At 70.0% G+C, this 19,748-nt stretch carries 17 protein-coding genes and 1 pseudogene; 9 read left to right on the forward strand and 9 right to left on the reverse strand.

Going from position 1 to position 19,748, the window contains the following annotated elements:
* Positions 1-3: 3 nt before the first annotated feature.
* From N4G66_RS08440 to N4G66_RS08455, 4 genes are all read right to left on the reverse strand, one after another.
* Positions 4-327: a bifunctional 3-phenylpropionate/cinnamic acid dioxygenase ferredoxin subunit gene (locus N4G66_RS08440; RefSeq protein WP_261703358.1), complete on the reverse strand. Its 324-nt coding sequence runs from the start codon at positions 325-327 to the stop codon at positions 4-6.
* A complete protein-coding gene (gene sufD / locus N4G66_RS08445; RefSeq protein WP_261703359.1) occupies positions 327-1,508 on the reverse strand; it encodes a Fe-S cluster assembly protein SufD in 1,182 nt (393 codons plus the stop codon). Before sufD ends, N4G66_RS08440 begins: the two co-directional genes overlap by 1 nt.
* A 62-nt stretch (positions 1,509-1,570) precedes the next feature.
* Positions 1,571-2,992, reverse strand: coding sequence for a Fe-S cluster assembly protein SufB (sufB, locus tag N4G66_RS08450; protein ID WP_261703360.1), 1,422 nt, complete (start codon positions 2,990-2,992; stop codon positions 1,571-1,573).
* Complete coding sequence (locus N4G66_RS08455) at positions 2,989-3,732, reverse strand: helix-turn-helix transcriptional regulator (RefSeq protein ID WP_261703361.1); 744 nt, start codon at positions 3,730-3,732, stop codon at positions 2,989-2,991. The genes sufB and N4G66_RS08455 overlap by 4 nt, the downstream gene beginning before the upstream one ends.
* Before the next feature lie 161 nt (positions 3,733-3,893).
* On the opposite strand from N4G66_RS08455, the gene N4G66_RS08460 reads away from it, so the two are divergent.
* Genes N4G66_RS08460 through N4G66_RS08470 form a run of 3 tightly spaced genes read left to right on the forward strand, consistent with a single transcriptional unit; the run spans position 3,894 to position 6,483 of the window.
* Positions 3,894-4,736, forward strand: coding sequence for an aminoglycoside N(3)-acetyltransferase (locus N4G66_RS08460; RefSeq protein WP_261703362.1), 843 nt, complete (start codon positions 3,894-3,896; stop codon positions 4,734-4,736).
* Positions 4,737-4,747: 11 nt separating this feature from the next.
* Positions 4,748-5,671, forward strand: a complete 924-nt coding sequence (locus tag N4G66_RS08465) for an ABC transporter ATP-binding protein (protein WP_261703363.1) — start codon at positions 4,748-4,750, stop codon at positions 5,669-5,671.
* Positions 5,668-6,483, forward strand: a complete 816-nt coding sequence (locus N4G66_RS08470) for an ABC transporter permease (protein ID WP_391858776.1) — start codon at positions 5,668-5,670, stop codon at positions 6,481-6,483. The genes N4G66_RS08465 and N4G66_RS08470 overlap by 4 nt, the downstream gene beginning before the upstream one ends.
* 35 nt (positions 6,484-6,518) lie before the next feature.
* Here N4G66_RS08470 and N4G66_RS08475 read toward each other — a convergent pair.
* A pseudogene (locus N4G66_RS08475) lies at positions 6,519-7,787 on the reverse strand (RNA-guided endonuclease InsQ/TnpB family protein).
* Between the two features lie 239 nt (positions 7,788-8,026).
* Here N4G66_RS08475 and N4G66_RS08480 point away from each other — a divergent pair.
* Positions 8,027-9,034, forward strand: a complete 1,008-nt coding sequence (locus N4G66_RS08480; protein ID WP_261703364.1) for a COX15/CtaA family protein — start codon at positions 8,027-8,029, stop codon at positions 9,032-9,034.
* A gap of 132 nt (positions 9,035-9,166) precedes the next feature.
* Here the strand turns inward: N4G66_RS08480 and N4G66_RS08485 are convergent, their stop codons facing one another.
* The 4 genes from N4G66_RS08485 to N4G66_RS08500 form a co-directional block, all read right to left on the reverse strand.
* Positions 9,167-9,964: a nucleotidyltransferase domain-containing protein gene (locus tag N4G66_RS08485; protein WP_261703365.1), complete on the reverse strand. Its 798-nt coding sequence runs from the start codon at positions 9,962-9,964 to the stop codon at positions 9,167-9,169.
* A 73-nt stretch (positions 9,965-10,037) separates the two neighbouring features.
* On the reverse strand, positions 10,038-11,144 hold the full coding sequence (locus tag N4G66_RS08490; protein WP_261703366.1) for an amidohydrolase: 1,107 nt from the start codon (positions 11,142-11,144) through the stop codon (positions 10,038-10,040).
* A 127-nt stretch (positions 11,145-11,271) separates the two neighbouring features.
* Positions 11,272-11,628 (reverse strand): hypothetical protein, encoded by a 357-nt coding sequence (locus N4G66_RS08495; protein ID WP_261703367.1) that lies wholly within the window; start codon positions 11,626-11,628, stop codon positions 11,272-11,274.
* Between the two features lie 135 nt (positions 11,629-11,763).
* Complete coding sequence (locus tag N4G66_RS08500) at positions 11,764-12,750, reverse strand: heme o synthase (RefSeq protein ID WP_391858779.1); 987 nt, start codon at positions 12,748-12,750, stop codon at positions 11,764-11,766.
* Positions 12,751-13,104: 354 nt separating this feature from the next.
* Here N4G66_RS08500 and tkt point away from each other — a divergent pair, with 354 nt between their 5' ends.
* The 5 genes from tkt to pgl are packed head-to-tail and all read left to right on the forward strand — an operon-like array spanning position 13,105 to position 19,716.
* Positions 13,105-15,192, forward strand: coding sequence for a transketolase (gene tkt, locus N4G66_RS08505; RefSeq protein WP_261703369.1), 2,088 nt, complete (start codon positions 13,105-13,107; stop codon positions 15,190-15,192).
* 34 nt (positions 15,193-15,226) lie between these two features.
* Positions 15,227-16,345 (forward strand): transaldolase, encoded by a 1,119-nt coding sequence (tal, locus tag N4G66_RS08510; RefSeq protein WP_261703370.1) that lies wholly within the window; start codon positions 15,227-15,229, stop codon positions 16,343-16,345.
* Between the two features lies 1 nt (position 16,346).
* Complete coding sequence (gene zwf / locus N4G66_RS08515; protein WP_315903622.1) at positions 16,347-17,873, forward strand: glucose-6-phosphate dehydrogenase; 1,527 nt, start codon at positions 16,347-16,349, stop codon at positions 17,871-17,873.
* Positions 17,870-18,937, forward strand: a complete 1,068-nt coding sequence (gene opcA, locus N4G66_RS08520; protein WP_261703372.1) for a glucose-6-phosphate dehydrogenase assembly protein OpcA — start codon at positions 17,870-17,872, stop codon at positions 18,935-18,937. The genes zwf and opcA overlap by 4 nt, the downstream gene beginning before the upstream one ends.
* Positions 18,934-19,716 carry a 6-phosphogluconolactonase gene (gene pgl / locus N4G66_RS08525; protein ID WP_261703373.1) on the forward strand — a complete coding sequence of 261 codons (783 nt, stop codon included), beginning with the start codon at positions 18,934-18,936 and terminating at the stop codon, positions 19,714-19,716. Before opcA ends, pgl begins: the two co-directional genes overlap by 4 nt.
* The last annotated feature ends 32 nt before the right edge of the window (positions 19,717-19,748 follow it).

Raw genomic sequence — 19,748 nt, forward strand, 5'->3', positions numbered from 1 at the left:
TCCTCAGGACTCCTGGTTGAGGGAGACGAGCACGTCGTCCCCTTCGATCTGTACGGGGTATACGGGGACGGGGCGCGTCGCGGGAAGGCCGGACGGCTTGCCGGTGCGGAGGTCGAACGCGGAACCGTGCAGCCAGCATTCGATCTGACAGTCCTCCACCTCGCCCTCGGAGAGCGAGACGTTCGCGTGCGAGCAGATGTCGTTGATCGCGAACACCTCCCCCTCGGTCTTCACGACCGAGACCGGCGTGCCGTCGAGTTCCACCCTTTTCGGGGTGTTCTCCTCCAGCTCGCTCAGCCCACAGACGCGCACGAAGGTGCCGGGCATCAGAGCGACGCCTCCAGCTCCTCGTCGATCTTCACGAGAAGGCGCTCTTCGATGTCGTCGACGCCGATCTGCTGGACCAGCTCGGCGAAGAAGCCGCGGACCACCAGACGGCGGGCCTCGCCGGCCGGGATGCCGCGGGCCATCAGGTAGAAGAGCTGCTCGTCGTCGAAGCGGCCGGTCGCGGAGGCGTGGCCGGCGCCGACGATCTCGCCGGTCTCGATCTCCAGGTTCGGCACGGAGTCGACGCGGGCACCGTCGGTCAGAACCAGGTTGCGGTTCATCTCGTAGGTGTCCGTGCCCTCGGCCTTGGCCTCGATGAGGACGTCGCCGATCCAGACCGCGTGCGCCCCCTCGCCCTGGAGCGCGCCCTTGTAGGCGACGTTCGACTTGCAGTGCGGGGTGTTGTGGTCGACCAGGAGGCGGTGCTCCTGGTGCTGGCCCGCGTCCGTGAAGTACAGGCCGAAGAGCTCGGCCTCGCCACCGGTGCCCGCGTAGGTGACGCGCGGGTGGAGGCGTACGAGGTCGCCGCCGAAGGTGACCACGAACGACTTGAAGGTGGCGTCGCGGCCGATCAGCGCGTTGTGCTGGCCGACGTGGACCGCCTTGTCGTCCCAGTCCTGGACGGAGACGACGGTCAGCTTGGCGCCGTCGCCGAGGACGTAGTCGACGTTGGCGGCGAGGACCGCGTCACCGGTGTGGTCGATGACGACGACGGCCTCGGCGAAGGCTCCCAGTTCGACGACCTGGTGGCCGTAGGCGACCCCGCCCTGGCCGTGCACGGCGATCCGGATGGGCTCGGTGAGCACCGTCTCCTTGGGGACGGTGACGACACCGGCCTTCTCGAAGGCCGAGTACGCCTGGGCGGCGACGCGGTCCACCGGGGTGCCGGCCTTTCCGATCCGCACGTCGTCGCGGGTGACCGTCTCGACGGTGACGCCCTCGGGGGCCTCGACGTCGATCCGTACGCCTTCGCCGGTGGCGACGGCGGTGCCGTCGTGCAGCCCGCGCAGGCGCTCCAGCGGGGTGAAGCGCCATTCCTCCTCGCGGCCGTGGGGGACCGGGAAGTCCGCCACGTCGAAGGACGGGGGCGCGCTCATGCGCGTGGCGACGGTCGACTCGGCGGCCACCGCGATCTGGCCCGCGGTGGTGGAGCCCACGGGGATATTTTGAGCCTCAGCCATGGCTGTCGGTCTGCTCTCTTCCTACGTCAGAATTCGCTAGCTGCTGGTGCGGAGGACGGTTGTCAGCCGACCGCGCCTTCCATCTGCAGCTCGATCAGCCGGTTGAGCTCAAGGGCGTACTCCATGGGCAGCTCCTTGGCGATCGGCTCGACGAAGCCGCGCACGATCATCGCCATCGCCTCGAACTCGGTCAGACCGCGGCTCATCAGGTAGAAGAGCTGGTCGTCGGAGACCTTGGAGACGGTCGCCTCGTGGCCCATGGACACGTCGTCCTCGCGGACGTCCACGTACGGGTACGTGTCCGAGCGGGAGATGGTGTCGACGAGCAGCGCGTCGCACAGCACGTTCGACTTGGAGCCGTGGGCGCCCTCGCCGATCTCGACGAGACCGCGGTAGGACGTACGGCCGCCACCGCGTGCCACCGACTTCGACACGATGTTCGAGGAGGTGTTCGGCGCCATGTGGACCATCTTGGAGCCGGCGTCCTGGTGCTGCCCCTCGCCCGCGAAGGCGATGGACAGGGTCTCGCCCTTGGCGTGCTCGCCCATCAGGTAGACGGCCGGGTACTTCATGGTGACCTTGGAACCGATGTTGCCGTCGATCCACTCCATGGTCGCGCCCTCGTACGCCACGGCGCGCTTGGTGACCAGGTTGTAGACGTTGTTCGACCAGTTCTGGATCGTCGTGTAGCGGCAGCGGCCGCCCTTCTTCACGATGATCTCGACCACCGCGGAGTGCAGGGAGTCCGAGGAGTAGATCGGCGCCGTACAACCCTCGACGTAGTGCACGTAGGCACCCTCGTCGACGATGATCAGGGTCCGCTCGAACTGGCCCATGTTCTCCGTGTTGATACGGAAGTAGGCCTGGAGCGGAATCTCGACGTGCACACCCTTCGGCACGTAGATGAACGAGCCGCCGGACCACACCGCGGAGTTCAGCGAAGCGAACTTGTTGTCACCCACCGGGATGACGGTGCCGAAGTACTCCTTGAAGAGCTCCGGGTGCTCCTTGAGCGCCGTGTCGGTGTCCATGAAGATGACACCCTGCGCCTCGAGCTCTTCATTGATCTGGTGGTAGACGACCTCGGACTCGTACTGGGCCGCGACACCGGCGACGAGGCGCTGCTTCTCCGCCTCGGGGATGCCGAGCTTGTCGTACGTGTTCTTGATGTCCTCGGGCAGGTCCTCCCAGGACTCCGCCTGCTTCTCCGTGGAGCGCACGAAGTACTTGATGTTGTCGAAGTCGATGCCCGACAGGTCGGAACCCCAGTTGGGCATGGGCTTCTTCTCGAAGAGGCGCAGGCCCTTGAGACGGAGCTTGGTCATCCACTCCGGCTCGCTCTTCTTCCCGGAGATGTCGCGGACGACGTCCTCGTTGATGCCGCGCTTGGCAGAGGCACCGGCCGTGTCGGAGTCGGCCCAGCCGTATTCGTACTTGCCCAGGCCATCGAGTTCGGGGTGGGCAGTCTCCGTGGGGAGCGTCATGCGGGGTTCCTCCCGGCCGTGCTTGCAGATGCGTTATGGGTGGTTTGCGAAATCTTGGGGATGAACGTCGTGCACACCCCGTCGCCGTGGGCGATGGTGGCCAGCCGCTGGACATGCGTGCCGAGCAGCTGGGAGAAGAACTCCGTCTCCGCCTCGCACAGCTGCGGGAACCGCTCGGCGACATGCGCGACCGGGCAGTGGTGCTGGCAGAGCTGCTCGCCGACCGGTGCGCTGCGCGCCGTGGCAGCGTACCCGTCGGCACTCAGCGCCTTGGCCAGCGCTTCCGTGCGCTCCTCGGGGGTCGCGGCCTCGATGGCCTCGCGGTACGCCCCGGCCTGCGCGGCGATCCGGGCGCGGGCGAAGGAGAGGATCGCCTCGTCCCCGCCCTCGCGTTCGGCGATCCAGCGCAGGGCGTCCTCGGCGAGCTTGTCGTAGGACTGGTCGAAGGCGTCCCGGCCGCAGTCGGTCAGGGCGAACACCTTGGCGGGTCGGCCGCGCGTACGCGCTCCGTAGATCCGCTGCTCACGTGCCTCCACGACGTCGTCGGCGACGAGCGCGTCGAGATGGCGGCGCACGGCGGCCTGGGTCAGCCCCAGGCGGCCCGCCAGGTCGGCGACGGTCGACGGGCCGTGGTCCAGGACGGACCGCACGACCCGGTTGCGCGTCGAGCGCTCACCGGTCGCGAGTTCCTCCTGCGGGGCCCCCGTGGGGGTCTCCCGAGCCTCGCCAACGTATTTCACAACACCATTGTTGCGTAATTCCTCAGGGCCTGACAAGCCGCACCCTCCGGGGCGGGCGGTGCACTGCATCACTTAGGTATACCTAACGTGACCTGGGCGAACGATCTTTGATCGATCAACTCGGTGGCGTACGGACCGTCTCTCGGGGAGACTTCCGGACCATGCCCACACCCCCTCCGACCGGCCCACTCGTCACCCGGGACACCCTTGCCGGGGACGTTCGCGCCCTGGGCGTACGACCAGGAGAAACGCTTCTTGTGCACTCCTCGCTCAGCGCCCTCGGATGGGTCAACGGCGGCCCCGTGGCCGTCGTGCAAGGACTGCTCGACGCCCTCGGTCCGGACGGCACCCTGGTGGTCCCGACGCAGTCCGGCGACCTCTCCGACCCGGCGCTGTGGAGCCGCCCGCCGGTCCCCGAGGAGTGGTGGCCGGCCATTCGGGCCACCATGCCCGCCTACGACCCCCGTGTGACACCCTCCCGCGGGGTCGGCGTAATACCCGAGACCGTCCGCAACTGGCCCGGCGCCCTGCGCAGCGCGCACCCGGAGACCTCGTTCGCCGCGGTGGGCCCGGGTGCGGCGGCGGTCGTCGACGGGCACGCGGTCGACTGCCGGCTCGGCGAGCGCAGCCCGCTGGCCCGCCTGGAGGCCCGCGGCGCCCGCGTCCTGCTGCTCGGCGCGGGCTACGACACCTGCACCAGCTTCCACCTGGCCGAATACCGCGTCCCCTCGCCGGTCGTGGAGGTCGGACGACCGTCCCCGACGGGCTGGGTGAAGGTGCGGGAGGTGTCGATCAGCTCCGAGCTGTTCGAGGAGCTGGGCGCCGACTTCGAGCGGGACCGTCCCGTCGTACGGGGCACCGTGGGCGCGGCCGGGGTGCGGCTCTTCCCGGTGGCCGACGCGGTGGCGTACGCGGAGCGGTGGCTGCCGCTGCACCGGCCACGGGACCAGTACGTCGACGCGACCCCGGCCCCCGGCGGTTCCGGGACGCGCGGACGTCCCTAGACTTGCGCCTCATGCGAAGCGAGCCCGTGGTCCAGGTCCAGGCCCTGGTGAAGCGGTACGGCACGAAGACCGCGGTGGACGGCCTCGACCTGGTGGCCACGGCGGGCGTCACCGCCGTACTCGGACCCAACGGCGCGGGCAAGACGACCACGGTCGAGACCTGCGAGGGATACCGCAGGCCGGACTCCGGCACCGTGCGCGTCCTGGGCCTCGACCCGGCGAGACAGTCCGGTGAGCTGCACTCCCGTATCGGCGTGATGCTCCAGTCCGGAGGCGTCTACTCGGGCGCCCGCGCGGACGAGATGCTCCGCCATGTCGCGAAACTGCACGCCCATCCCCTGGACGTGGACACGCTCATCGAGCGGCTCGGCCTGGAGGGCTGCGGCCGGACGACGTACCGGCGGCTGTCCGGCGGCCAGCAGCAGCGCCTCGCGCTCGCCATGGCGGTCGTCGGCCGCCCCGAGCTGGTCTTCCTGGACGAGCCGACCGCCGGCCTCGACCCGCAGGCCCGCCGCGCGACCTGGGACCTGGTCCGCGACCTGCGTTCCGACGGTGTCTCGGTGATCCTCACCACGCACTACATGGACGAGGCCGAACAGCTCGCCGACGACGTCGCGATCATCGACGCGGGCCGGGTCGTCGCCCAGGGCTCCCCCGAGGAGCTGTGCCGCGGCGGCGCCGAGAACACCCTGCGCTTCACCGGCCGCCCCGGGCTCGACGTGGGCTCCCTGCTGAAGGCCCTGCCCGCGGACAGCACGGCGGCCGAGCTGACGCCGGGCGCCTACCGGGTCGGCGGCAAGGTCGACCCGCAGCTGCTGGCGACCGTGACGTCCTGGTGCGCCCAGCACGGTGTGATGCCGGAGAAGATCTCCGTCGAACGCCACACCCTGGAAGACGTCTTCTTGGAACTGACCGGCAAGGAACTGCGCTCATGAGCCAGGCACAGCTTGGAACAGACCGGCAAGGAGCCGCTTCCGTGACCACCGCCGGTACGTACGCCCCGAAGCCGGGCGCCGCCCCGCTGCCCCGCATGATCCGTGCGCAGGCCGCGCTGGAGACGAGGATGCTGCTCCGCAACGGCGAGCAGCTCCTCCTGACCGTCGTGATCCCGACGCTGCTGCTCGTCCTGTTCAGCTCGGTCGACATCATCGACACCGGCGCGGGCGAGGCGGTCGACTTCCTGGCGCCGGGCATTCTGGCGCTCGCCGTGATGTCGACGGCGTTCACCGGCCAGGCCATCGCCACGGGCTTCGAGCGCCGGTACGGCGTCCTGAAGCGACTGGCCGCCTCCCCGCTCCCCCGCTGGGGCCTGATGACCGCGAAGACGGCATCGGTCCTGGTCACGGAGATCCTTCAGGTGATCCTCCTCACCGTGATCGCCTTCGCGCTGGGCTGGTCGCCGCACGGCAACCCGCTCGCCGTCCTGCTCCTGCTGGCCCTCGGCACGGCGGCCTTCTCCGGGCTGGGCCTGCTCATGGCGGGCACGCTCAAGGCCGAGGCGACGCTGGCCGCCGCCAACCTCGTCTTCCTGCTGTTCCTGGTCGGCGGCGGGGTGATCGTGCCGATGGACAAGTTCCCCGCCGGCGCCCAGGACGTGCTCGGTCTGCTGCCGGTCTCGGCGCTCTCCGACGGCCTGCGGGACGTGCTCCAGCACGGCGCCGGGACGCCCTGGGCCGACCTCGGGATCCTGGCGGTCTGGGCGGTCGTGGGGCTCGGCGCGGCCGGGAGGTTCTTCCGCTGGGATTGAAACCTCCCCTTCCCTGACGGGAGGGGATTCCTGGCTCAGGCCGCCTCCTGGAGCAGCGCTCCAGGAGGTCTTGCGCCCTCAACACCAGCCGGGTCGAGACCAGCCCGGACGAGCATCACGCGTGCGGAGTTCTTGTCCCTGGGAGACACGGCTCCACACGCGGTGCAGCTATAGGTACGTTCGGACAGCGGCTGGGGGTCCCCCCACGTCCTTAAGGCAGTGGGGGAGCGTGCTTGGTTCTCGCTCCGCACTGTGCGCAGTCCATGGTGGTGTGCGCGGGGTGCACGAGGCGGACGTCCCGCCCGTGCTTGCGACCCATCTCCAATAGGGCCTGTTTGGTGGTGCCGATGGCGGCGTCGGCGGCCTTGCGGGCCATGGTGGTCCGGCTGAGGAACCTCGGCCGGACGTCCTCCACCGCGATGGCGTCGTGATCGCGCACGACCTTCTTCGCCCATTTGCGTCCGGTGTCCTGCCGCTGCCGCGCGATCTTCCGGTAGGTCTTCGCACGCAGCTTCGTCGCCTCGCGGTAGCCCCTCGACGCCGCCTGCCCCTTCTCAGGTCTGCGGCGGGCCGTCATCCGGTCGTACCGGGTCAGCTTCGCCTTGGCCTTCGTGCCGTGTTCGGCGTGGGGGAGGTCGTGGGCGTCCGAGGTGGTGGTGGCGGTCTGCTTCACACCCCAGTCGATCCCGATCACACGACCGGTGGCGGGCAGCGGCCGGACTTCGGCGGGGACGACGAACGAGGCGTGCCAGTGGCCGAGGCCGTCGCGGTACACGCGCACGCTGGACGGCTCGGCGGGCAGGTCCCGTGACCACACCACGGTCAGGACAATGTTCCCGGCCAGATGCAGGCGTCCGTCCTTGAGCCGAAAGCCGCGCCGGGTGTAGTTCAGCGTCGGATCACACCCGTGCTTCTTCTTGTGCCCGGGCATCCCGGCCCGGCGCCTGACCGGCAGTCGGTCCCTGATGTCCTTCAGCGCCTTGGCGCGAGACCTGCCGAAGTCCCGGACAAGCTGCTGCTGCGGCACCGACGAGCCCGCCGCCAGCCACGGCGTCACGGCACGGGCCCCGGTCAGCATCCTGTCCAAGACGGCGGGGCCGCACTTCTCCCCCTCGCGGTGGGCCTTCCTGTGAACGCGCGACGCACTCGTTCCAGATCCACCGGCACCGGTCCCACTCCGCCAGTAGCGCCGTACGAGCCGTCGACGACACCCGGAGTCGGTACGTATATCGGATATACCCGCACTCCCCGACCCCCTTCCCTCCCGACACCGCATCTCCCTCCCCACGCGTCCCGACCTCCATTCACCCGGAACCGGCTTTCACCACGAGACCGTACGTACGACATGCGCACACCCGTACCCGCATCACGACACAGCCACCACAACCAGCGAACATGGGCACACCCGTTCGCCCCGCTTGCGGGCAGGTCTGCCGGCGCTCCGCGCCCCAGATGACCAGACACAGCCACGCTGCCGTCACGGGACGTGATTCCTCTCTGGGGCGGGGACCCTCGTGAAAGCGTGCACAAGCGGCCCCCTACGATGGTGCGCGTGCAGAACCTGACCCGAGCCGACGCCCTCAGCGCGGTGCGCAACCCGCTCGCTTTCATCGCCGAACGCTGGACCCCGACATCCCGGACGGTGCAGCGCGCGGCCCTCGCCGCGCTCGTGATGGCGGTCGTCATCGTGGTCACCGGCGGTGCCGTGCGGCTGACCGGCTCCGGCCTCGGCTGCCCGACCTGGCCCAAGTGCACCGACGACTCGCTCACGGCGACGAGCGCGATGGGCCTGCACGGCGCCATCGAGTTCGGCAACCGCATGCTGACGTACGTGCTGTGCGCCGCCGTCGGGTGGGCCATCATCGCCGCCCGCTCGCAGAAGCCGTGGCGGCGCAGCCTCACCCGGCTCGGCTGGGCCCAGTTCTGGATCGTCATGAGCAACGCGATCCTCGGTGGCATCGTCGTCCTGGTCGGCCTCAACCCCTACACGGTCGCCGCCCACTTCCTGCTCTCCACCGCGCTCATCACCGTCGCCGCGTTCATGTGGCAGCGCACCCGCGAGGGCGACGCGGCCGCGCGGCCGCTCGTCGGCAAGTCGGTGCAGCAGCTCGTGTGGTTCCTGGTGGCCGCCGCCGTCCTGCTGATCGCGGTCGGCACGGTCGTCACCGGTGCAGGCCCGCACGCGGGTGACTCCAGCAAGGTCGACCGCATCCACGTCAGCTGGGAGAACGTCGCCAAGCTGCACGCCGTGCTGGCCTGGATCGTCGTCACGCTGACCTTCGCCCTGTGGTTCGTCCTCAAGGCGGTCGACGCTCCCCAGGGTCCCCTGCGGCGTACCCGCGACCTGTTCCTGATCCTCCTGTCCCAGGGCGTCATCGGCTACGTCCAGTACTTCACCAGCCTGCCCGAGGCCCTGGTCGCCCTGCACATGCTCGGCTCCTGCCTGGTGTGGATCGGGGTGCTGCGCGTCCTGCTGGCCCTGCGCGAACGTCCGGAGATCGTGGCGGATCTGCCGGGTCCCGCGACGCAATCGGCACTCACGCGCGCGTAGTCCCTTCGCGGGTCGCCCTCGCGGTGCCTTCGCGGGACACCGCTCGTGCGCGGCCCCTTCGCGGGGCGCCCTCGCCCACCGCTCCGTACACCGGACGCCTTCACGCGCGCGTGAACCCCTCGCGGACCTTCCTCACGCGCGCGTGGCTCCCCCGCGGACCTTCCTCCACCCGCTCGTGGAACCCTCGTACCTGGTCACCAGGCCGTCGATCGCGGGGCCGAGGAAGTCCCTCGTCAGTTCGGCCCGGCGCCGCGCCCACGCGCGGGTGGGTGGCGCCGCGTCCCCGTAGCGCCTGCGCCCGATGTCGTCGACGACCTCCGCCGGAGCCCCGAGCCCGGGGAGCAGGCCGAGGGCCTCCCCCTTGGAGATCAGCCGCCCGTCCCGCAGTGTCACCGTCGCCCGGGCGAAGGTGACCGTGCCCAGGTCGACCCACACGTCCCGGGTCCACAGCCTGGCCCTGTCCACCGTGGGGCGCCAGTACTCCTTCTGGTCCCGGACGACGAAGGCGCGCAGCTCCCCCTCCGGAACGGGTGGCAGCAGGTCCGCCGGGGGTACGCCGTGCAGGACGCGTCCGAACGCGTGCAGCTCACGACGGGTGACCGGGGTGACGGGCCGGTACATCGGGCCGTTGTGGGCCCAGGTGATGTACGACCGCTCGGCGCCGGCTGCCGTCCCGGGCGTGAGGTAGCTGCAGTGCAGCTTCCCGGCCAGCGGCTCGTCGGCACACAGCCGCCGGTGCAGCCGGATCAGTTCGCGTACGGTGCCGAACCGGACGGGGTCGTCCAGCACGGCGACCAGGTCGAGGTCGCTGCGCCTCTCCTGGTAGTCGCCACCGGCCAGCGAGCCGTGCGCCCACAGGGCGACCGGATCGAAGGCGCGCAGATCGGCGAGAAAGCGGTCGAGCAGCCGGACGGTGGCTTCGTCGGTCATCCGGACAGTCTGATGCCGCCCTGCGCCCCGGGGAAGAGCACGCGACCGCTTCCGGCGATCACACCCGCCGGGCTCACTCCACCGCGTACACCCGCCGGGCGTTACCCGCCGCGATCAGGGCCGCCACCCGCTGGGCGTCGGCCGGCGACCATGCCCCCTCGGCGACCCAGTTGCCGAGCACCCGTGCGAGTGCCTCGCGGAAGAGGTGTGCTCCGATCACATGGAGTTCGGGCAGACCGTGTGCTCCGCTGGAGAAGAGGAGTTTGCCGAAGGGGGCGAGTTCCAGGATCTCGGCGAGGACGGCCGCGGCCCGCGCGCCGGTGCGGACGAGGGCGGCGCCCAGGTCGGCGTACACATGCGGGAAAACCCCGGTGAGGTGGGCCGCGTGCCGGTGGTACGGGTAGCCGTGCAGCAGGACCAGGTCGGTGCCGAGACCTGCCGTGGCACGGGCGAAGTCGGTGAGCAGCACGGGATCGGTGCGGTCGATGCGCTGTCCGGGCTCTCCGAGTCCGGCGTGCAGCTGCAGAGGCAGGCCCGACGCGACCGCGATCCACAGCAGATGGCGGAGCAGGACGGGATCGGTGAGCGTGCCGCCCACCCGGCGGCCCGCGAGCCAGCGGCCCGCCGCGCCCCGTACCTCCCCCGGTCCCGGCGGTTCGGGCGCCAGTGCCAGACCGTGCCGCACGCCCGCCACGGAGGTGAAGGCCACCGCGTTCACGGCGGCTCCGTGGACGGACTCGGCGAGATTGGCGAGAAAGGACTCGACGGTTCCCGAGGTGTCGGCGACCTGTTCGGCGAGCAGCTCGAGACGGACGATCTCGTGCGCCCTGGCGGCTCCCGTGGAGGCCATCTCGCCCGGCCCGGTCAGGTCGCCGGGCAGCCCGGTGTCGACGAGATACGTGGTGATGCCGCTGCCGCGCAGCAGTCTGCGGCCCGATTCCAGTACGCCGAGTTCGCGGCGCCGGGCCAGATAGTGGGCGGGCGTGCAGTGCGGTTCGAGCCCGAGCAGGGGTGGACACCAGCGCCGTACGGCGAACCCGGTCTGGGTGTCGAAGAACGTGGTACCGGCGGCCGGTGGCCCCTCGGTTCTGGTGAGCTGGGCCTCGAACGTGCCGAGGCCCAGCTCCGTCCGCAGTACGCCGTGGCAGTACTGGTCCACCAGGGACGGCGTTTCGATCATCCGGACTCCCCGCGAATGGACCGTTGCTTTTCAGGTCCTAACGGCTGAGCCGGGTGTCAGGTGTTGGTCGCACACACCCCGTGCGAACCGCCGATGATTGTCGGCCGTCCGTGCGACGGGTGACCCGTCAGTCGTTGGAGGGGCCACCGAGCTGGATGCCGGCCATGCGCTTCCACTCGTACGGCCCGGTCTTCACCTTGGCCGCGAACTCTCCGTCGAAGGCCTCGTGCACGGTGATCCCGGCCTTCTTCACGGCGTCCTCGGCGATCTCGTAGCTCGTCGCCACGAGGTCGCCCCAGCCGCCGTCCTCGCCGACGAGCACGATGCGGGCGCCGCGCTGTCCGATGTACGCGACCTGCGCCTCGGCCCCGCCGTGCTGCTTGGAGAAGGCGGCGATCCGCTGCGCGAGCTTGGCGGCGGCACGCTCGGCCTTGGGGTCCTGGACGGTGCCGGGGGTCTCGTCGATCTGCTGGGTGTCTGCCATGGCCAGGATGCTACCGACGGGTAGATCGAACGGCGACGGGAGGGGTGCGTGGCCTTGGCCACGCACCCGGAGGCTGTCGGCTTCGAAGCCCTCGGCTCCACTCGGGCCGGGGACAGGGAGCAGAAAGCAGACGGTCTAGCGGAGGAAGGGGTCCACCGCGACGGCCACGAAGAGGATCGACACGTAGGTGATCGACCAGTGGAAGAGCCGCATCTCCTTGAGCTTGCCGCCGGTCACCTCGGACTTGGCCCGGTTCTGCAGGCCGTGCGCCTCCCACAGCCAGAACCCGCCCGCGCCGAGCGCGACCACGGTGTAGAACCAGCCCGTGTACCCGAGCGGGGTGAGCAGCAGCGAGACCGCGACCATCACCCAGCTGTAGATGACGATCTGGCGGGCGACGACCTTGTTGCTCGCGACGACGGGCAGCATCGGCACGCCCACACGCGCGTAGTCGTCCCGCACCTTCATGGACAGCGGCCAGTAGTGCGGCGGCGTCCAGAAGAACATGACGAGGAAGAGGACGACCGGCGCCCACGACAGGGAGTTCGTGACGGACGACCAGCCGATGAGCACGGGCAGGCAACCGGCGATGCCGCCCCACACGATGTTCTGCGAGGTACGGCGTTTGAGGATCATCGTGTAGACGACGACGTAGAAGAGGAGCGCTCCGAGCGACAGCCAGGCGGACAGCCAGTTGACGGCCAGACCGAACAGCAGGGTCGACACGACGGCCAGGGCGATGCCGAACGCGAGGCACTCGCGGGGGCTGACCATGCCGGTGACGAGCGGGCGCTGCGAGGTGCGCTCCATGAGGGCGTCGATGTCGCGGTCGATGTACATGTTCAGCGCGTTGGCGCCACCCGCGGACAGATAGCCGCCGAGGCAGGTGAGCAGGACCAGCTTCAGGTCGGGCACGCCCTGCTGGGCCAGGAACATCACCGGAACGGTGGTGATCAGCAGCAGTTCGATGATCCGCGGCTTGGTCAGCGCCACGAACGCCTTCAGACGGGCCCCGAATGGCCGCTGACCCCGGCTGCTGCTCGTCCCGAGCTCCCCCACAGCCTTAAAGGCGTGGGAGGTGCCCCCACCCGCTGGACGGGATTCGACGGCCGTCACGCACACCCCTGACAGAGACATCCCAGCAAGCCCCGGGAGTGAATTCCCCGTAAAGGCTCGCGCGTACCACGCCACTGTAGACGTTGCCCAGACCCCGGCATTCGCGGGGGTGCGCTCGTGTTGAGCGGTGCCGCTGGAAGAGCTGATCGACACTCGATTGAGCACTCGGACGAGCGGCTCCGTATTCACTTGCCTAACAAGGAACGCCCCAGTCGGGAGGCGGATCCCGATGAGTCCCGGCAGTCTGGAATGACTCGAAAAAACGCACGTACTCACGGGGGTAGGCTCGACAACGGCCGGGGCGCCCAGTGCACCGGCATATCGACATGTGTGACATGTGGAGAGGAGCCCTGACCCAGGGTGAGCACCAAGCCGACCACCACAGACCTCGAGTGGACCGAGCTGGACCAGCGGGCCGTCGACACCGCCCGCGTCCTGGCCGCCGATGCCGTACAGAAGGTCGGCAACGGCCATCCCGGTACGGCCATGAGCCTGGCGCCCGCCGCCTACACCCTCTTCCAGAAGGTGATGCGGCACGACCCGGCGGACACCGACTGGGTTGGACGCGACCGCTTCGTGCTGTCCGCCGGCCATTCTTCCCTGACCCTCTACACCCAGCTCTACCTGGCCGGGTTCGGCCTGGAGCTGGCGGACCTCGAGTCCTTCCGGACCTGGGGCAGCAGGACCCCCGGGCACCCCGAGTACGGTCACACGCCGGGCGTGGAGACCACGACCGGTCCGCTCGGCCAGGGTGTCGCCAACGCGGTGGGCATGGCGATGGCCGCCCGCTACGAGCGCGGTCTGTTCGACCCGGACGCGCCGCAGGGCGAGTCCCCGTTCGACCACTTCATCTACGCGATCGCCGGTGACGGCTGTCTCCAGGAGGGCATCTCCGCGGAGGCCTCCTCCATGGCAGGACACCAGCGGCTCGGCAACCTCGTCCTGCTGTGGGACGACAACCACATCTCGATCGAGGGCGACACCGAGACCGCGGTCTCCGAGGACACGGTCAAGCGCTACGAGGCGTACGGCTGGCATGTGCAGCGTGTCGCCCCGAAGCCGGACGGCGACCTCGACCCGCACGCCATCTACAACGCCATCGAGGCCGCGAAGAAGGTGACGGACAAGCCGTCGTTCATCGCGATGCGCTCGATCATCGCCTGGCCCGCCCCGAACGCGCAGAACACCGAGGCCGCGCACGGCTCGGCGCTCGGCGACGACGAGGTCGCGGCCACCAAGCGCATTCTCGGCTTCGACCCGGAGAAGTCCTTCGACGTCGCCGCCGAGGTGCTGGCCCACACCCGCCAGGCCCTCGACCGGGGTGCCCAGGCCAAGGCCGAGTGGGAGAAGGGCTACGCCGCCTGGCGTACCGCCAGCCCGGAGCGCGCCGCGGAGTACGACCGCATCGCCGCGACCGAGCTGCCGGCCGGCTGGGAGGAGAAGCTCCCGGTCTTCGAGGCGGGTACGGGTGTCGCCACCCGCGCCGCGTCCGGCAAGGTGCTGCAGGCCCTCGGCGCGGTCATCCCCGAGCTGTGGGGCGGCTCCGCCGACCTGGCCGGCTCGAACAACACCACGATCGACAAGAACAGCTCGTTCCTCCCGGCCGACAACCCGCTGCCGGAGGCCGACCCGTACGGCCGCACGATCCACTTCGGCATCCGCGAGCACTCCATGGCCGCGGAGATGAACGGCATCGCGCTGCACGGCAACACCCGCATCTACGGCGGCACCTTCCTGGTGTTCTCCGACTACATGCGCAACTCGGTCCGCCTGTCGGCCCTGATGCACCTGCCGGTGACGTACGTCTGGACGCACGACTCGATCGGCCTCGGCGAGGACGGCCCCACCCACCAGCCGGTCGAGCACCTCGCCTCGCTGCGCGCCATCCCCGGCCTCAACGTCGTCCGTCCCGCGGACGCCAACGAGACGGCGATCGCCTGGCGCGAGATCCTCAAGCGCTACACCAAGGTGTACGGCAAGGGCGCCCCGCACGGTCTCGCGCTGACCCGTCAGGGCGTGCCGACGTACGAGGCCGACGAGAACGCCGCCAAGGGTGGCTACGTGCTGTTCGAGGCCGAGGGCGGTTCGCCCGAGGTCATCCTGATCGGCACCGGCTCCGAGGTGCACGTGGCCGTCGAGGCGCGCGAGCAGCTCCAGGCCGCGGGCATCCCCACGCGGGTCGTGTCCATGCCGTGCGTGGAGTGGTTCGACGAGCAGGACCAGGGGTACCGGGACAGCGTCCTGCCGCCTTCGGTGAAGGCCCGTGTCTCGGTCGAGGCCGGAATCGGTCTCACCTGGCACCGATTCGTCGGGGACGCCGGACGCATTGTTTCGCTGGAGCACTTCGGTGCTTCGGCCGACGGCAAGGTGCTCTTCCGCGAATTCGGTTTCACTGCCGAGAACGTCGCCGAAGTCGCCCGGGAATCGATCGCCGCAGCCCAGCGCTGACGCCGACAAACGACACGTAGGAGATGCAATTTCCATGACAGACGCACTCAAGCGCCTCTCCGAGGAAGGCGTCGCGATCTGGCTGGACGACCTGTCGCGCAAGCGGATCACGTCCGGCAACCTTGCCGAAGTGATCGACCAGCAGCACGTCGTGGGCGTCACCACCAACCCGTCGATCTTCCAGAAGGCGATCAGCAGCGGAGACGGTTACGAGCAGCAGGTTTCCGAACTCGCCGCCCGCAAGGTCACCGTCGAGGAAGCCATCCGCATGATCACCACGGCGGACGTCCGCGACGCCGCCGACATCCTGCGCCCCGTCTTCGACGCCACCGGCGGCCAGGACGGCCGGGTCTCGATCGAGGTCGACCCGCGTCTGGCGCACAACACCACGGCGACCATCGCCGAGGCCAAGCAGCTGGCCTGGCTGGTGGACCGCCCCAACACCCTCATCAAGATCCCGGCCACCAAGGCGGGTCTGCCGGCGATCACCGAGGTCATCGGGCTCGGTATCAGCGTCAACGTCACGCTGATCTTCTCGCTGGAGCGCTACCGCGAGGTCATGGAGGCCTTCCTCGCCGGCCTGGAGAAGGCCAAGGAGCGCGGCCTGGACCTCTCGAAGATCCACTCCGTGGCGTCCTTCTTCGTGTCCCGCGTGGACACCGAGATCGACAAGCGGCTCGACGCCCTGGGCACGCCGGAGGCCAAGGCCGCCCGCGGCAAGGCGGGCGTCGCCAACGCCCGGCTCGCCTACGAGGCGTACGAGGAAGTCTTCTCCACCGACCGCTGGGCCGTCCTCGACCGGGCGCAGGCCAACAAGCAGCGTCCGCTGTGGGCCTCGACCGGCGTCAAGGACCCGGCGTACAAGGACACCCTGTACGTCGACGAGCTGGTCGCGCCGAACACCGTGAACACCATGCCGGAGGCCACGCTGCAGGCCACCGAGGACCACGGTCGGATCACCGGCAACACCATCGCCGGTACGTACGAGCAGTCCCGCGCCGAACTCGACGCCGTCGAGAAGCTCGGGATCGCGTACGACGACGTGGTCCAGCTCCTTGAGGACGAGGGCGTCGAGAAGTTCGAGTCCGCCTGGAACGACCTGCTCAAGTCGACCGAGGCGGAGCTCCAGCGCCTCGCCCCTTCGGAGGGCTGAAATCTTGTCGAGCAGCAACCCGCTGCGTGACCCCGCAGACCGACGGCTCCCGCGTATCGCGGGGCCGTCGGGCCTGGTCATCTTCGGCGTCACGGGCGATTTGTCACGTAAAAAGCTGATGCCCGCGGTGTATGACCTCGCCAACCGGGGACTGCTGCCGCCGGGCTTCTCCCTCGTCGGGTTCGCCCGTCGCGAGTGGGCCCACGAGGACTTCGCCCAGGAGGTCCACGACGCGGTCAAGGAGCATGCCCGAACGCCCTTCCGCGAGGAGGTCTGGCAGCAGCTCGTCCAGGGCATGCGTTTCGTCCAGGGCACCTTCGACGACGACGACTCCTTCGAGCGGCTGCGCTCCACCATCGACGAGCTGGACAAGGCACAGGGCACGGGCGGCAACTTCGCCTTCTACCTGTCCGTGCCGCCGTCCGCCTTCCCGGTGGTCATCCAGCAGCTGAAGAAGCACCGGCTGGCGGACCAGTCGAACGGCTCCTGGCGGCGCGCGGTCATCGAGAAGCCCTTCGGTCACGACCTCAAGTCGGCCGAGGAGCTCAACTCGATCGTGCACGAGGTCTTCGCCCCGGACCAGGTCTTCCGCATCGACCACTACCTGGGCAAGGAGACGGTCCAGAACATCCTGGCGCTGCGCTTCGCCAACACGATGTTCGAGCCGATCTGGAACCGGTCCTTCGTCGACCACGTGCAGATCACCATGGCCGAGGACATCGGTATCGGCGGCCGGGCCGGCTACTACGACGGCATCGGCGCCGCCCGTGACGTCATCCAGAACCACCTGCTCCAGCTGATGGCGCTGACCGCGATGGAGGAGCCCTCCTCCTTCGACGCGGACGCGCTCGCCGCGGAGAAGACCAAGGTGCTCGGCGCGACCAGGCTGCCGAAGGACCTGGGCAGGAGCACGGTCCGCGGCCAGTACGCGACGGGGTGGCAGGGCGGAGAGAAGGTCGTCGGCTACCTCCAGGAAGACGGCATCGACCCCAAGTCGAAGACCGACACCTTCGCCGCGATCAAGGTGGAGGTGGACAACCGCCGCTGGGCCGGGGTCCCGTTCTACCTGCGCACCGGCAAGCGTCTGGGCCGCCGTGTCACCGAGATCGCGGTCGTCTTCCAGCGCGCCCCGCACTCCCCCTTCGACCACACGGCGACGGAGGAGCTGGGCCAGAACGCGATCGTCTTCCGCGTCCAGCCCGACGAGGGCGTCACGGTCCGCTTCGGCTCCAAGGTTCCCGGCACCTCCATGGAGATCCGGGACGTCTCGATGGACTTCGCGTACGGCGAGTCCTTCACGGAGTCGAGCCCGGAGGCGTACGAGCGTCTGATCCTCGACGTGCTGCTCGGTGACTCGAACCTCTTCCCGCGCACCGAGGAGGTCGAGCTGTCCTGGAAGATCCTCGACCCGATCGAGCAGTACTGGGACAAGCACGGCAAGCCCGCGCAGTACCCCTCGGGCACCTGGGGTCCCGTCGAGGCGGACGAAATGCTCGAGCGAGACGGACGGAGCTGGCGTCGCCCATGAAGACCGATCTCACGGACACCACGGCCAGCAAGGTCAACAAGGCGCTCGTCCAGGGCCGCCGCGCCATCGGCACCCCCGCCGTCGGCATGGTGCTCACCCTCGTCATCGTCACCGACGAGGAGAACGCCTACGACGCCCTGAAGGCCGCCAACGAGGCCTCGCGCGAGCACCCCTCGCGCACCCTCGTGGTCATCAAGCGCGTCTCCCGCTCGCCCCGCGACCGCACGAAGTCGCGCCTCGACGCCGAGGTGCGGCTCGGGGCGGAGGCGGGCACCGGCGAGACGGTGGTGCTGCGCCTGTACGGCGAGGTGATCAACCACGCCCAGTCGGTGGTCCTGCCGCTGCTGCTGCCGGACGCGCCCGTCGTCGTCTGGTGGCCGGTGAACGCGCCGCTCGACCCGGCGAAGGACCCGCTCGGCTCGCTCGCCCAGCGCCGGGTGACCGACACCTACGCCGCCGAGGCTCCGGTACGGGAGCTCAACGCCCGCGCCGAGGCCTACACCCCGGGCGACACGGACCTGTCGTGGACCCGCATCACGCCCTGGCGTTCGATGCTGGCCGCGGCCCTGGACCAGGTCACCTGCGACGTGGACGCGGTCGAGGTGGAGGGCGAGGAGTTCAACCCGAGCTGCGAGCTGCTCGCGATGTGGCTCGCGGACCGGCTGGAGGTCCCCGTCAAGCGCTCGCTGTCCTCGGGCCCCGGTCTCACCGCGGTGCGGCTGGAGACGAGCTGTGGCCCGATCGTCCTGGACCGCGCCGACGGCACGCTCGCGACGCTGTCCATCCAGGGGCAGCCCGACCGTGCGGTGGCGCTCAAGCGCCGCGACACGGCCGAGCTGATGGCGGAGGAGCTGCGCCGCCTCGACCCGGACGACACCTACGCCTCGGCGCTGCGCTACGGGGTGAACCGGCTGAACACGGCGACGGACACGGCCGAGGCCGGGTCCTCGGGCGGTACCGCGACCGCCACGAAGGCGGCCCCGGCCGCCAAGGACTCCCCCGCCGGGGTGGCCGAGAAGGCGCTCGCCAAGAAGGCCGCGGCGGACCGGGCGGCCGCCGAGTGAACACCCCGCAGCTCGTCGTCCACCGCGACAAGGAACTGATGGCCCAGGCCGCGGCGGCGCGGCTGATCACGAAGATCGTGGACGCGCAGGCCTCGCGCGGCTACGCCTCGATCGTGCTCACCGGCGGGCGCAACGGCAACGGGCTCCTCGCGGCACTCGCGTCCGCGCCCGCTCGGGACGCGGTCGACTGGGCGCACCTCGACCTGTGGTGGGGCGACGAGCGGTACCTCCCCGAGGGCGACCCCGACCGCAATGACACGCAGGCCCGCGCGGCCCTGCTCGACGCGGTACCGCTGGACCCGGCGCGGGTGCACTCGATGCCCGTGTCCGACGGTCCGTTCGGCGCGGACGTGGAGGCGGCGGCGGAGGCGTACGCGGCGGAGCTCGCGAAGGCCGCCGGGCCGGAGAACCACGGCCCGGTCCCGTCCTTCGACGTCCTGATGCTGGGCGTCGGCCCGGACACCCATGTGGCCTCGCTCTTCCCGGAGCTGCCCGCGGTGCGGGAGACGGAGCGGACGGTGGTCGGTGTGCACGGAGCGCCCAAGCCGCCGCCGACCCGGATCTCGCTGACCCTGCCCGCGATCCGCTCCGCCCGCGAGGTGTGGCTGCTCGCGGCCGGCGAGGACAAGGCGCAGGCTGCCGCCATCGCCCTGTCCGGCGCGGGTGAGATCCAGGCCCCGGCCGCCGGGGCGTACGGCCGCTCACGCACCCTGTGGCTCCTGGACGCGGCGGCGGCATCCCAGCTGCCGCGGTCGCTCTATCCACCGGCTTCCGCCTGAGCAGGGGTGGGCGGGGTCGGTCCGACCCCGCC

It is taken from the genome of Streptomyces rhizosphaerihabitans (assembly GCF_025399795.1).
GTDB lineage: Bacteria > Actinomycetota > Actinomycetes > Streptomycetales > Streptomycetaceae > Streptomyces > Streptomyces rhizosphaerihabitans.